The sequence below is a fragment of the Vibrio wakamikoensis genome (assembly GCF_050337275.1).
Lineage (GTDB): Bacteria > Pseudomonadota > Gammaproteobacteria > Enterobacterales > Vibrionaceae > Vibrio > Vibrio chaetopteri.
On sequence record NZ_JAKJST010000017.1, the window covers coordinates 134168 to 148782 of the forward strand.

A 14615-nucleotide genomic window follows, 5' to 3' on the forward strand; every position below is an offset into this window, starting at 1 on the left:
GCGTTGAGTAAAATTGACGCATAAAATAGCAAATTCTGGCGCGCCCCGACTTTAAACTTGTTCTCGGGGCGAATCATAACTAGGAAGGAACACGATCGTGTCTAAAGAAAAATTTGAACGTACTAAACCGCACGTTAACGTTGGTACTATCGGCCACGTTGACCACGGTAAAACAACTCTAACTGCAGCTATCTGTACTACTCTTGCTAAAGTTTACGGCGGTGTAGCTAAAGACTTCGCATCTATCGATAACGCTCCAGAAGAGCGTGAGCGTGGTATCACTATCGCTACTTCTCACGTAGAGTACGACACTCCAGCACGTCACTACGCACACGTAGACTGTCCAGGACACGCGGATTATGTTAAGAACATGATCACAGGTGCTGCACAGATGGACGGTGGTATCCTAGTTGTTGCTGCAACTGACGGCCCTATGCCTCAGACTCGTGAGCACATCCTACTAGGCCGTCAGGTTGGTATCCCTTACATCATCGTATTCATGAACAAATGTGACATGGTTGATGACGAAGAGCTACTTGAGCTAGTAGAAATGGAAGTTCGTGAACTTCTTTCTGARTACGATTTCCCAGGTGATGACCTACCAGTTATCCAAGGTTCTGCACTAGGCGCACTAAACGGCGAAGAGCAGTGGGAAGCGAAAATCGTTGAACTAGCTGAAGCACTAGACTCTTACATCCCAGAGCCAGAGCGTGCAGTAGACCAACCGTTCCTACTACCAATCGAAGACGTATTCTCGATCCAAGGTCGTGGTACAGTTGTAACTGGTCGTATCGAGCGCGGTATCCTACGCGTAGGTGACGAAGTAGAAATCGTTGGTATCAAAGATACAACTGTTACTACTTGTACTGGTGTTGAGATGTTCCGTAAGCTTCTTGACGAAGGTCGTGCTGGTGAGAACGTTGGTGCACTTCTACGTGGTACTAAGCGTGATGACGTTGAACGTGGTCAAGTTCTTGCAGCTCCTGGCTCAATCAACCCACACACTAAGTTCGAGTCTGAAGTATACGTACTTTCTAAAGACGAAGGCGGCCGTCATACTCCGTTCTTCAAAGGCTACCGTCCACAGTTCTACTTCCGTACAACTGACGTAACTGGTGACATCTCTCTACCAGAAGGCGTAGAAATGGTAATGCCAGGCGACAACATCCAAATGAAAGTTGAGTTAATCGCTCCAATCGCAATGGATGAAGGCCTACGTTTCGCTATCCGTGAAGGTGGCCGTACAGTAGGTGCTGGTGTTGTTGCTAAGATCTTCGACTAATTCCTAGAATTGTCGCAAGCTCTGGTAAAATCTTTGAATAAGATTTGACTAAGCAATGCTAAAAAGGGCATCATTTGATGCCCTTTTTCTGCGCTACTATTTATAGGGGCGCATAATTCACTCAATGACTGCTCAAAGAGTGAATGAATAAAGGATTTATAAGGGTTGAGTTGGAAAGCAATTTCTACCTGAGCCTTTGCATAATATGTTGGTTTGACTCAAATTTTACCAACATTAAAGGAATAAGCCCTGCAGCAGCGGGGTTGTTGTCGTCTAGTTAAGACTTGTCACAGGTTGGTTTTATGAAAGCAAACGCTGAAACTCCTGATAGCTCAAATGCAGCAGATGTAATTAAGTGGATCGTCGCTTTTGCGCTGCTAGCCGCCGCTGTTGTGGGTAATTACCTGTACGGAGAGCTATCTGTAGTTCTTCGCGCTGCAGGTGTAGTTGTATTGATTGCCGCAGCACTTGGTGTTGCAGCTACAACAACAAAAGGTAAGGCAGCTATCACGTTCGCACGTGAAGCGCGCGTAGAAGTTCGCAAAGTGGTTTGGCCAACACGCCAAGAAACGATGCAGACTACGCTAATTGTCCTTGCAGTAAGTATTGTAATGGCGCTTGCGTTATGGGGTATCGACGGCATTATGGTCCGTCTTGTTGCGTTCATAACCGGGTTATAGAGGGTGTTAATTCATGAGTGAAGCTCCGAAAAAACGCTGGTACGTTGTTCAAGCCTTTTCTGGCTTTGAAGGACGTGTGGCTCAGTCTCTTCGCGAACATATCAAAATGCACGCAATGGAAGAGTACTTTGGTGAAGTGCTAGTACCGACTGAAGAAGTTGTGGAAATGCGCGCAGGCCAACGCCGTAAAAGCGAGCGTAAGTTCTTCCCAGGCTACGTTCTTGTTCAGATGATCATGAACGATGAGTCTTGGCACTTAGTACGTAGTGTACCGCGTGTCATGGGCTTCATTGGTGGTACCTCTGACCGTCCAGCACCTATCACAGATAAAGAAGCTGACGCTATCCTTAATCGTCTAGAGAAAGCTAGCGAAGCTCCTCGTCCAAGAACTATGTTCGAAGCGGGTGAAGTGGTACGTGTTAACGAAGGTCCGTTTGCTGACTTCAACGGTACAGTTGAAGAAGTAGATTATGAGAAGAGCCGCTTGAAAGTGTCTGTATCGATCTTTGGTCGTGCAACACCGGTTGAGCTCGACTTTGGTCAAGTTGACAAACTTGATTAATACCGAATTTTTAATGGCTTAGGCCTTTAAGAATGACAGTATAAAAAAACACCATTTTAGGGTTGTTAAAGGCGCGAATTATGCTTATAATTTCGCGCCTTTTTACAGTAATGACTGTAGAAAGTTTTTTCAAAACACGGGGAGCTTTCCTATCGGATAGCGTTTGAACCCAAAATTAGGAAATATCATGGCTAAGAAAGTTGAAGCTTATATCAAACTGCAAGTTGCAGCTGGTATGGCAAACCCAAGTCCACCGGTTGGTCCTGCTCTAGGTCAACACGGTGTGAACATCATGGAATTCTGTAAAGCGTTCAACGCAAAAACAGAATCTATTGAGAAAGGTCTACCGACTCCAGTAGTAATCACTGTATACAACGACCGTTCTTTCACGTTCGTAACTAAGACTCCACCTGCTGCTGTTCTTCTTAAGAAAGCTGCTGGCGTTAAGTCTGGTTCAGGTCGTCCTAACACTGAAAAAGTGGGTACAGTGACTGACGCTCAAGTACAGGAAATCGCAGAAACTAAAGCTGCTGATATGACTGGTGCTGACATTGAAGCGATGAAGCGTTCTATTGCGGGTACTGCTCGTTCAATGGGCCTAGTGGTAGAGGGTTAAGATCATGGCAAAACTTACTAAGCGTATGCGCGTTATTCGCGAAAAAGTTGACGTAACTAAAGAATACGAAATCAACGAAGCTGTAGCTCTTCTTAAAGAACTAGCAACTGCTAAATTCGTTGAGTCTGTAGACGTTGCTGTTAACCTAGGCATCGATGCTCGTAAATCTGACCAGAACGTACGTGGTGCAACTGTACTACCTCACGGTACTGGCCGCGAAATCCGCGTTGCAGTGTTCACTCAAGGTGCAAACGCTGAAGCAGCTAAAGAAGCTGGCGCAGACATCGTAGGTATGGAAGATCTTGCTGAGCAAGTTAAGAAAGGCGAAATGAACTTCGACGTAGTTGTTGCATCTCCAGATGCAATGCGTGTTGTTGGTCAACTAGGTACTATCCTAGGTCCTCGCGGTCTTATGCCAAACCCGAAAGTTGGTACTGTAACTCCTAACGTTGCTGAAGCGGTTAAGAACGCTAAAGCTGGTCAGGTTCGTTACCGTAACGACAAGAACGGCATCGTTCACACTACTATCGGTAAAGTGAACTTCGAAGCGAACCAACTACAAGAGAACCTAGAAACTCTACTAGTTGCGCTTAAGAAAGCGAAGCCGTCTTCAGCGAAAGGTACTTTCCTGAAGAAAATTAGCATCTCTACAACTATGGGTGCTGGTGTTGCTGTAGATCTATCTACACTAGACACACAAGCTTAATTGCTTGCATAGGCGTGAAATTCTTGTATAATTTTGCGCCTATCAAAATTTGTGGTTGAGGCTGAAATCCTAGTGATTTGAGTCTCCATCCAAGACCGTAGGCGTTCTGTAAAGAACTTAATACTACCTACGTAGATGGTGCCAGATAGAAAGGAAGTTGAGCGTAACGTTTATCTTTCTTCTGGAAAGCACCGTATGAACTCCCAAAATCGTGAAGATTTCGGGTGGTGTAAAAACAACCAGGAGTAAATCCAAGATGGCTTTAAACCTTCAAGACAAAAAAGCAATTGTTGCTGAAGTCAACGAAGCAGCCAGTGGTGCACTTTCTGCAGTTGTAGCTGACTCTCGTGGCGTTGAAGTTGGCGCAATGACTTCTCTACGTAAACAAGCGCGTGAAGCGGGTGTTTACATGAAAGTTGTGCGTAACACACTTGCACGCCGTGCGGTTCAGGGTACTGACTATGAGTGTCTAACAGACAACTTCACTGGTCCTACTCTGATCGCGTTCTCTAACGAGCACCCAGGTGCTGCAGCGCGTCTTTTCAAAGACTTCGCTAAAGAGAACAAAGAATTCGAGATCAAAGCTGCTGCATTTGAAGGCGCGGTTACTGATGCTGAAGTACTAGCGACACTACCAACTTACGACGAAGCAATTGCACGCCTAATGATGTGCATGAAAGAAGCTTCTGCAGGCAAGCTGGTACGTACTATCGCTGCACTACGCGACCAAAAAGAAGAAGCTGCGGCATAAGCCTTGCTTTTCACTGGTTGCTATTTAAACTTATTGTTGACTTAAAAGAGAATTGTTATGTCTATTACTAACGAGCAAATCCTAGACGCAGTTGCAGAAATGTCTGTAATGCAAGTTGTTGAGCTTATCGAAGCTATGGAAGAGAAATTCGGCGTAACTGCTGCAGCTGCTGTTGTAGCTGGCGGTGCTGCTGGTGGCGAAGCTGCTGCTGAGCAAACTGAATTCGACGTAATCCTAACTGCTGCTGGCGGTAACAAAGTTGCTGTTATCAAAGCGGTACGTGGCGCAACAGGTCTAGGCCTTAAAGAAGCTAAAGGTCTTGTAGACTCAGCTCCTGCAGCACTTAAAGAAGGTGTTGACAAAGCTGAAGCTGAAGCTCTTAAAGCTCAGCTAGAAGAAGCTGGTGCTTCTGTTGAAGTTAAGTAATTATTGCTTAATTTCTTAGCCGAATAGGCTAATGGCTGGTGGTTTATTGACCACCGGCCTTTTTGCGCTGTAGGGCATAGATGAATTTTCCCGCTGTTTAAGCGTCTATGCACCAAGCAAAAAACGTTGCCTCGACGCTAGAGTCAACGTCACTACAGTAAACAGTTGTTAGTCACTGCCCCATACTCCACCTTAAGTAACTAGGATGGAAGGGCAGTTTGGGTCACTTATCAGCGAGCTGAGGAACCCCATGGTTTACTCTTATACCGAGAAAAAGCGCATCCGTAAGGACTTTGGTACTCGTCCACAAGTTTTGGACATTCCATACCTGCTATCGATCCAGCTTGATTCGTTCGACAAATTCATCGAACAGGATCCAGAGGGTCAGTACGGACTTGAAGCTGCGTTTCGTTCTGTATTTCCAATTCAGAGCTATAACGGCAACTCTGAGCTGCAATACGTTAGCTACCGTCTTGGTGAGCCAGTGTTTGACGTTAAAGAATGTCAAATTCGCGGCGTTACGTATTCAAAGCCACTACGCGTAAAACTACGTCTAGTTATCTTTGATAAAGACGCACCAGCAGGTACCGTAAAAGACATTAAAGAACAAGAAGTCTACATGGGCGAAATTCCGCTTATGACAGACAATGGTACCTTCGTTATCAATGGTACCGAGAGGGTTATCGTATCCCAGCTGCACCGAAGCCCAGGCGTGTTCTTCGACAGCGATAAGGGTAAGACTCACTCTTCAGGTAAAGTTCTTTATAACGCACGTGTTATTCCTTACCGTGGTTCATGGCTCGACTTCGAGTTTGACCCGAAAGATAACCTGTACGTTCGTATCGACCGTCGTCGTAAACTGCCAGCATCGATCATTCTTCGTGCACTAGGTAAGTCTACGCAAGAAATCCTCGATATCTTCTTCGAAAAAGTAAACTTCGAAGTTAAGGATCAAACTCTACTTATGGAGTTGGTTCCTGAGCGTCTACGTGGTGAGACTGCTTCTTTTGATATCGAAGCAAACGGCAATACTTATGTTGAGACTGGTCGTCGCGTTACTGCTCGTCACATCCGCCAACTAGAAAAAGATGGCGTTGAGTTCATTGAAGTACCTGTCGAGTACATCGTAGGTAAAGTAGCTTCTCAAGACTACATCAATGAAGCGACAGGTGAGATCATCGTTGGTGCAAACCAAGAGATCAGCCTAGAAGCACTAGCGAACCTATCTCAGGCCGGCGTTAAAAAACTAGAAGTTCTGTTTACGAACGATCTAGACCACGGTCCGTTCATGTCTGACACTGTTCGTGTCGACAGCACGGTAGACCGCATCTCTGCATTGGTAGAAATCTACCGCATGATGCGCCCTGGTGAGCCGCCAACAAAAGAAGCTGCAGAAGCACTTTTCGAAAGCCTATTCTTCTCAGAAGAGCGTTATGACCTATCGACCGTTGGTCGTATGAAGTTCAACAGCTCTATCATGCGTGAAGATGCTCTAGAACAGGGTACGCTGGATGAGACTGATATCATCGAAGTGATGAAGAAGCTTATCGCGATCCGTAACGGAATCGGTGAAGTCGATGATATCGACCACCTAGGTAACCGTCGTATCCGTTCTGTAGGTGAAATGGCTGAGAACCAATTCCGTGTTGGTCTTGTACGTGTTGAGCGTGCAGTGAAAGAGCGTTTGAGCCTAGGTGACCTTGATGCAATCATGCCTCAAGACCTAATCAACGCTAAGCCTATCTCTGCGGCAGTTAAAGAATTCTTCGGTTCTTCACAGCTATCTCAGTTTATGGACCAGAACAACCCGCTTTCAGAAGTGACGCACAAGCGTCGTATTTCTGCATTGGGTCCTGGCGGTCTAACTCGTGAGCGTGCTGGCTTCGAAGTACGTGACGTACACGTAACTCACTACGGTCGTCTATGTCCTATCGAAACACCTGAAGGTCCGAACATCGGTCTAATTAACTCTCTATCAGCATTCGCGCGCTGTAACGAGTACGGTTTCCTAGAAACTCCGTACCGCCGCGTCGTTGATGGTGTAGTAACTGACGAAGTTGATTACCTATCAGCAATCGAAGAAGGCCAATTCGTTATCGCACAGGCTAACGCTGCGCTAACTGAAGAAGGTACTTTCGATGACGAGCTAATCACGGCACGTCAAAAAGGTGAATCTGGTCTTCACCCACGCGACCATGTTAACTACATGGACGTTGCAACAAACCAAGTAGTATCTATCGCTGCGTCGCTTATCCCGTTCCTAGAACACGATGATGCGAACCGTGCATTGATGGGTGCGAACATGCAACGTCAGGCTGTTCCAACACTTAAGGCTGACAAGCCTCTAGTTGGTACTGGTATCGAGCGCAATGTAGCGGTTGACTCTGGTGTTACAGCAGTAGCTAAGCGTGGCGGCAGCGTTCAGTCTGTAGATGCTTCTCGTATCGTTATCAAAGTTAACGAAGACGAGCTGATCCCTGGTGAAGCGGGTATCGATATCTACAACCTGACTAAGTACACGCGTTCGAACCAGAACACTTGTATTAACCAGCGCCCAACCGTACTACCTGGTGAGCCAGTAGCACGCGGTGACGTTCTTGCTGATGGTCCTTCAACAGACCTTGGTGAGCTAGCGCTTGGTCAAAACATGCGTATCGCGTTCATGCCTTGGAACGGTTACAACTTCGAAGACTCGATCTTAGTATCTGAGCGCGTAGTTCAAGAAGACCGCTTCACGACAATCCACATCCAAGAACTATCTTGTGTGGCACGTGATACTAAGCTGGGTTCTGAAGAGATCACAGCGGATATTCCAAACGTAGGTGAGTCTGCTCTGTCTAAACTAGACGAGTCAGGTATCGTTTACATTGGTGCTGAAGTTAAGGGTGGCGACATCCTAGTTGGTAAAGTAACGCCTAAAGGTGAAACTCAGCTAACTCCAGAAGAGAAGCTACTACGTGCGATCTTCGGTGAAAAAGCATCTGACGTTAAAGATACTTCACTACGTGTACCTAACTCTATTTCAGGTACCATCATTGACGTTCAAGTTTTCACTCGCGATGGCGTAGAGAAAGACAAGCGTGCTCTAGAAATTGAGCAAATGCAGCTGAAAGAAGCGAAGAAAGACCTAACTGAAGAATTCCAGATTCTTGAGGGTGGCCTTCTAAACCGTGTTCGCGCTGTACTACTTCAAGGTGGTTACTCTGACGCTAAACTAGATACTATCGATCGTAAGAAGTGGCTAGAGCTAACGCTAGAAGACGATGCAATGCAAACTCAGCTTGAGCAACTTGCAGAGCAGTACGACGAGCTAAAAGCAGACTTTGATAAGAAGTTTGAAACTAAGCGTCGTAAGATCACTCAAGGTGATGATCTAGCACCTGGCGTTCTTAAGATTGTTAAAGTTTACCTAGCGGTTAAACGTCGTATCCAGCCTGGTGATAAGATGGCGGGTCGTCACGGTAACAAGGGTGTAATCTCTAAGATCAACCCTGTTGAAGACATGCCTTACGATGAGAAAGGTCAGCCTGTCGACATCGTACTTAACCCACTGGGTGTACCTTCGCGTATGAACATCGGTCAGATCCTTGAGGTTCACTTAGGTCTGGCAGCGAAAGGTATCGGTGACAAGATCAACCAGATGGTGAAAGAGCAGCAAGAGCTAGCGAAATTCCGCGAATTCCTGCAGAAGGTTTACGATCTAGGTGGTACTCGTCAGAACGTTGATATTGCATCACTGTCTGATGACGAAGTACGTACTCTGGTTAAGAACCTACGTGGCGGTCTACCGATTGCTACACCTGTCTTTGACGGTGCGTCTGAGAAGTCTATTAAAGAACTTCTAAAACTGGGTGACCTACCAGAATCTGGTCAGCTAACTCTGTTTGACGGTCGTACTGGTGATACGTTTGAGCGTCCTGTAACTGTTGGTTACATGTACATGCTGAAACTAAACCACCTTGTTGATGACAAGATGCACGCTCGTTCAACTGGTTCGTACAGCCTAGTAACTCAGCAACCACTTGGTGGTAAAGCTCAGTTCGGTGGTCAGCGTTTCGGTGAGATGGAAGTATGGGCACTAGAAGCATACGGTGCTGCATATACGCTTCAAGAAATGCTAACGGTTAAGTCTGATGACGTTAACGGCCGTACCAAGATGTACAAAAACATCGTCGATGGTAACCACAGCATGGAACCTGGCATGCCAGAATCGTTCAACGTACTGTTGAAAGAGATCCGCTCGCTAGGTATCAACATCGAGCTAGAAGACGAATAATCCCTCTGGATTATCTGGTAGAAAAGGGGCTCGCACAGGTTTGCTGACCTAGCGGGTTCCTTTTTAAACTCCTTACAGGAGCTGATTGTGAAAGACTTATTAAACTTTCTAAAAGCACAGCATAAGACCGAAGAATTTGATGCAATCAAAATCGGTCTATCTTCACCTGACATGATTCGTTCATGGTCTTTTGGTGAAGTTAAAAAACCAGAAACTATCAACTATCGTACGTTCAAGCCTGAGCGCGATGGTCTGTTCTGTGCGCGTATCTTTGGCCCAGTTAAAGACTACGAATGTCTTTGTGGCAAATATAAGCGTCTGAAGCACCGTGGTGTTATCTGTGAGAAGTGTGGTGTTGAAGTTACACAAACTAAAGTTCGTCGTGACCGTATGGGCCACATCGAGCTTGCGTCTCCAGTAGCTCACATCTGGTTCCTAAAATCGCTACCATCTCGTATCGGTTTGCTAATGGACATCCCGCTACGTGATATCGAGCGCGTTCTTTACTTCGAAATGTACGTAGTAACAGAACCGGGTATGACGGATCTAGAAAAATCACAGATGCTTACTGAAGAAGAGTATCTTGATCGTCTAGAAGAGTGGGGTGATGAGTTCACTGCTAAGATGGGTGCAGAAGCGATCAAAGATCTGCTGTCTACTATGGACATGCACGCTGAAGCAGAGATGATGCGCGAAGAGCTTGAGTCTACCAACTCAGAAACTAAGCGTAAGAAAATCACTAAGCGTCTGAAGCTAGTTGAAGCATTTATTCAATCAGGTAACAACCCTGAGTGGATGATCCTAACTGTGCTTCCGGTACTTCCGCCAGATCTACGTCCTCTAGTACCACTAGACGGCGGCCGTTTCGCAACGTCTGATCTGAACGACCTATACCGTCGCGTAATCAACCGTAACAACCGTTTGAAGCGTCTTCTAGAGCTAGCGGCTCCGGACATCATCGTACGTAACGAAAAGCGTATGCTGCAAGAGTCTGTTGATGCCCTTCTAGATAACGGTCGTCGCGGTCGTGCGATCACAGGTTCGAACAAGCGTCCTCTGAAATCTCTTGCTGATATGATCAAGGGTAAACAAGGTCGTTTCCGTCAGAACCTACTAGGTAAGCGTGTAGACTACTCTGGCCGTTCTGTAATCACAGTAGGTCCATACCTTCGTCTACATCAGTGTGGTCTTCCTAAGAAGATGGCACTAGAGCTATTCAAACCATTTATCTACAGTAAGCTAGAAACTCGTGGCATGGCGACGACTATCAAAGCAGCTAAGAAGATGGTAGAGCGCGAAGAAGCGATCGTTTGGGATATCCTAGACGAAGTTATCCGCGAACACCCAGTACTATTGAACCGTGCACCAACACTTCACCGTCTTGGTATTCAGGCGTTCGAACCAGTACTAATCGAAGGCAAAGCGATTCAGCTACACCCACTAGTGTGTGCGGCATACAACGCGGACTTCGATGGTGACCAAATGGCGGTTCACGTGCCTCTAACTCTAGAAGCACAGCTTGAAGCTCGTACTCTGATGATGTCGACAAACAACATTCTGTCGCCAGCATCGGGCGATCCGATCATCGTACCTTCTCAGGACGTTGTATTGGGTCTTTACTACATGACGCGTGACAAGATCAACGTTAAAGGTGAAGGTATGTACCTTGCTGGCCCTGAAGAGGCTGAGAAGGCATACCGTACTAAGAGCGCAGAGCTTCACGCTCGCGTAAAAGTACGTATCACTGAGACAGTGGTTGACGAAGATGGTAACAGCACAACAAGCACAGACATGGTAGATACTACTGTGGGTCGTGCAATGTTGTGGCAAATCGTACCAAAAGGTCTTCCATACAGCTTGGTAAACCAAAAGCTAGGTAAGAAGCAAATCTCTAACCTACTGAATGAGTGTTACCGTAAGCTTGGTCTTAAAGACACAGTAATTTTTGCTGACCAAATTATGTACGCTGGTTTCGCTTACGCGGCACTATCAGGCGTTTCAGTTGGTATCGATGACATGGTTGTACCTCAAGCGAAGTACGACGAAATCGAATCAGCAGAAGAAGAAGTTCGCGAAATTCAAGACCAGTTCCAATCAGGTCTTGTAACAGCGGGTGAGCGCTACAACAAAGTGATCGATATTTGGGCATCGACCAACGATCGCGTAGCGAAAGCGATGATGGACAACCTATCATCTGAAACGGTTACTAACCGTGACGGTGAAGAAGAGCAACAAGAGTCGTTCAACAGCATCTACATGATGGCTGACTCGGGCGCTCGTGGTTCTGCAGCTCAGATTCGTCAGCTTGCTGGTATGCGTGGTCTGATGGCACGTCCAGATGGTTCAATCATCGAGACGCCAATCACCGCGAACTTTAAAGAAGGTCTAAACGTACTTCAGTACTTTATCTCAACGCACGGTGCTCGTAAGGGTCTTGCGGATACGGCACTGAAAACAGCGAACTCGGGTTACCTAACCCGTCGTCTTGTTGACGTTGCTCAGGACGTTGTTGTTCACGAACACGATTGTGGCACCCATGAAGGTGTTGACATGATGCCTCATATCGAAGGTGGTGACGTTAAAGTTGCACTTTCTGAGCTAGCACTAGGTCGTGTTGTTGCTGAAGATGTTCTTAAGCCAGGTACTGAAGAAGTTCTGATCCCACGTAATACTCTGATTGATGAGAAGTGGTGTCAGATCATGGAAGATAACTCTGTAGACAGCATGAAAGTGCGCTCAGTAGTTACCTGTGATGCAGACTTCGGTTGTTGTGCACAGTGTTACGGTCGTGACCTAGCACGTGGTCACCTAGTGAACCAAGGTGAAGCAGTGGGCGTTATCGCTGCTCAGTCTATCGGTGAGCCGGGTACACAGCTTACGATGCGTACGTTCCACATCGGTGGTGCGGCATCTACTGCAGCAGCAGAGAACAGCATCCAAGCGAAGAACACTGGTTCTGTGAAACTTCACAACGCTAAGTTTGTTATCAACAAAGATAAGAAACTGGTTATCACCTCTCGTGCGTCAGAAATGACGATTATCGATGAGTTCGGTCGTACCAAAGAGAAGCACAAACTTCCTTACGGTTCGATGCTAACTAAAGGTGACAACGATGCAGTTCAAGCTGGTGAAACAGTAGCGAACTGGGAAGCGCACACGCTTCCAATCATCACTGAAGTAGCAGGTCGCATCCAGTTCGTAGACATGATCGACGGCGTAACTGTTTCTCGCCAAACAGATGACCTAACAGGTCTATCTTCAAGCGAAGTAACAGAAGCGGCAGCTCGCCCAGCAGCAGGTAAAGATATGCGTCCAGCAATCAAACTTGTTGATGAGCAAGGTAAAGACGTAATGATCGCCGGTACTGAAATGCCTGCACTTTACTTCCTACCTGGTAAAGCGATTGTAAACATCGAAGATGGCGCAGAAGTAGGTGTGGGTGATACGCTAGCACGTATTCCACAAAAATCTGGTGGTAACAAAGATATCACCGGTGGTCTACCTCGCGTTGCGGACCTATTCGAAGCTCGTAAGCCAAAAGAGCCAGCAATCCTTGCTGAGCACTCTGGTACCGTTTCATTCGGTAAAGAGACGAAAGGTAAGCGTCGTCTGATCATCGCTCGTGATGGCGGTGACAACTACGAAGAGATGATTCCTAAGCATCGTCAGCTTAACGTGTTCGAAGGTGAGCGCGTTGAACGTGGTGACGTAATTGCGGATGGTCCAGAAACTCCACATGACATTCTACGTCTACGTGGTATCCACGCTGTGACTCAATACATCGCGAACGAAGTTCAAGAAGTATACCGTCTACAGGGTGTTAAGATTAACGATAAGCACATTGAGACTATCGTTCGTCAGATGCTACGTAAGTGTACAATCACGCATGCTGGTGATTCTGAGTTCCTACCTGGTGAGCAAGTTGAGTACTCTCAAGTTAAGATTGCAAACCGTGCTCTAGAAGCAGAGGGTAAAGAACTCGTTCGCTTCGAACGTGACCTACTAGGTATCACTAAGGCATCTCTAGCAACAGAATCGTTCATCTCTGCGGCATCGTTCCAAGAAACGACGCGCGTACTAACAGAGGCAGCGGTATCTGGTAAGCGTGATGACCTACGTGGTCTGAAAGAGAACGTTATCGTGGGTCGTCTGATCCCAGCGGGTACTGGTTTTGCGTATCACCAAGACCGTCAAGCTAAGCGTGACGAATCTCAGGAAGGTCCATCAGCTGAACAAGCGACGGATAACCTAGCTGCGCTACTAAACGCAGGTTTCTCTTCTGACGAGTAATCGCAGAGTGAAATGAAAAAAGGCGCCGAAAGGCGCCTTTTTTGTGTCTGAAACCCTGAACTATCGCTGTTTTTACGTGGGTTCACCACCAATAAGCTGATGAATGCTTTCAATGTGCGAACCCTAAAGCGCCCGTCATTCCACTGGCCGTCCGCCTGCGTAGGCAGGAACCTTCTAGAGGCTTGGTGCACACTTTGAGTAGACCCTTGCCTGCGCAGGGGTGACGGTCACTTTGAGTGAGGCTATTTTGGTATGATGATTATTTAGACGTGATAGCTCCACAACGCGCGTCATTCCACTGGCCGTGCGCCTGCGTAGGCAGGAATCTTCTAGAGGCTGGGTGCACACTTTGAGTAGACCCCTGCCTGTGCAGGGGTGACGGTGATTCTGGATTCAGAAGTGCTAACTATTGCACTATTACTTACGCACCCGGCGGAATCGCCAAACTGTCCGCAATCAGCTGAATCAGCTTATCTTCCACCTCAAAGCGCAGCTCAAGTATCTCACCCACCTTCGACATATCTTCCTCAAAACCAGGAAGTTCATCCTCAAACTTCACTTGCACGTACTTGTCATTAAACTCAAGCAGTGGGTCTGTAGTGAGAACGATTTTAGCGTAGGTCGCGTCGATATCTCTATTGGTTTTAAAACCAGTCGCTTTCCACTTATCCATCACCATGTCATAGATCTTAAAATGACCTTCGGAGATGTAATCCACGAGATGATCGCAGAATGAGCTAATTTCTTTGGCGGTTGGCAGCTCGATCACATTGGATTGAGCGTTGGCAGGTTGAAGTGAGCCGAGCTTACAGTACTCAACGATAAGCGCTTGTCTTGTTTCTAGCCAGTGGTCGATGACTTCGCTAGAGCCACCCCATTGTTCTTGTACTTGTTTGAATTTATTTAACATGACCATGTCCTCATGATCGGCACTGCAATTGGCAGCTGCACGCTTTGTAACGACAAAGAGTAAAGAGAAATCGTTTCTCATTTACCAGAATTAGAATTTCGAGTTTTCTAGCTGGT

Annotated in this window: 10 protein-coding genes; 9 read left to right on the top strand and 1 reads right to left on the bottom strand. The window is 46.7% G+C overall.

Going from position 1 to position 14615, the window contains the following annotated elements; translation table 11 throughout:
* The first annotated feature begins 97 nt into the window (after nucleotides 1-97).
* The 9 genes from tuf to rpoC all read left to right on the top strand — a co-directional run bounded on the left by tuf (nucleotide 98) and on the right by rpoC (nucleotide 13589).
* Nucleotides 98-1282, top strand: a complete 1185-nt coding sequence (gene tuf, locus L4C42_RS09020; protein WP_353497269.1) for an elongation factor Tu — start codon at nucleotides 98-100, stop codon at nucleotides 1280-1282.
* Between the two features lie 302 nt (nucleotides 1283-1584).
* Entirely contained in the window at nucleotides 1585-1962 is a 378-nt protein-coding gene (gene secE / locus L4C42_RS09025; protein ID WP_042478967.1) for a preprotein translocase subunit SecE, read from the top strand.
* Between the two features lie 13 nt (nucleotides 1963-1975).
* Complete coding sequence (nusG, locus tag L4C42_RS09030; protein WP_042503218.1) at nucleotides 1976-2524, top strand: transcription termination/antitermination protein NusG; 549 nt, start codon at nucleotides 1976-1978, stop codon at nucleotides 2522-2524.
* A gap of 187 nt (nucleotides 2525-2711) precedes the next feature.
* Complete coding sequence (rplK, locus tag L4C42_RS09035; protein WP_112460208.1) at nucleotides 2712-3140, top strand: 50S ribosomal protein L11; 429 nt, start codon at nucleotides 2712-2714, stop codon at nucleotides 3138-3140.
* 4 nt (nucleotides 3141-3144) lie between these two features.
* Nucleotides 3145-3846 carry a 50S ribosomal protein L1 gene (gene rplA, locus L4C42_RS09040; RefSeq protein ID WP_353497586.1) on the top strand — a complete coding sequence of 234 codons (702 nt, stop codon included), beginning with the start codon at nucleotides 3145-3147 and terminating at the stop codon, nucleotides 3844-3846.
* 256 nt (nucleotides 3847-4102) lie between these two features.
* Entirely contained in the window at nucleotides 4103-4597 is a 495-nt protein-coding gene (rplJ, locus tag L4C42_RS09045) for a 50S ribosomal protein L10 (RefSeq protein WP_338165614.1), read from the top strand.
* Between the two features lie 57 nt (nucleotides 4598-4654).
* Entirely contained in the window at nucleotides 4655-5023 is a 369-nt protein-coding gene (rplL, locus tag L4C42_RS09050; protein WP_353497587.1) for a 50S ribosomal protein L7/L12, read from the top strand.
* Nucleotides 5024-5273: 250 nt separating this feature from the next.
* Nucleotides 5274-9299: a DNA-directed RNA polymerase subunit beta gene (gene rpoB / locus L4C42_RS09055; RefSeq protein WP_353497588.1), complete on the top strand. Its 4026-nt coding sequence runs from the start codon at nucleotides 5274-5276 to the stop codon at nucleotides 9297-9299.
* Nucleotides 9300-9386: 87 nt separating this feature from the next.
* Nucleotides 9387-13589 carry a DNA-directed RNA polymerase subunit beta' gene (gene rpoC / locus L4C42_RS09060; RefSeq protein WP_418641853.1) on the top strand — a complete coding sequence of 1401 codons (4203 nt, stop codon included), beginning with the start codon at nucleotides 9387-9389 and terminating at the stop codon, nucleotides 13587-13589.
* A gap of 421 nt (nucleotides 13590-14010) precedes the next feature.
* Here rpoC and rsd read toward each other — a convergent pair whose 3' ends face one another.
* Entirely contained in the window at nucleotides 14011-14505 is a 495-nt protein-coding gene (rsd, locus tag L4C42_RS09065) for a sigma D regulator (protein WP_429760250.1), read from the bottom strand.
* Nucleotides 14506-14615 lie beyond the last annotated feature (110 nt).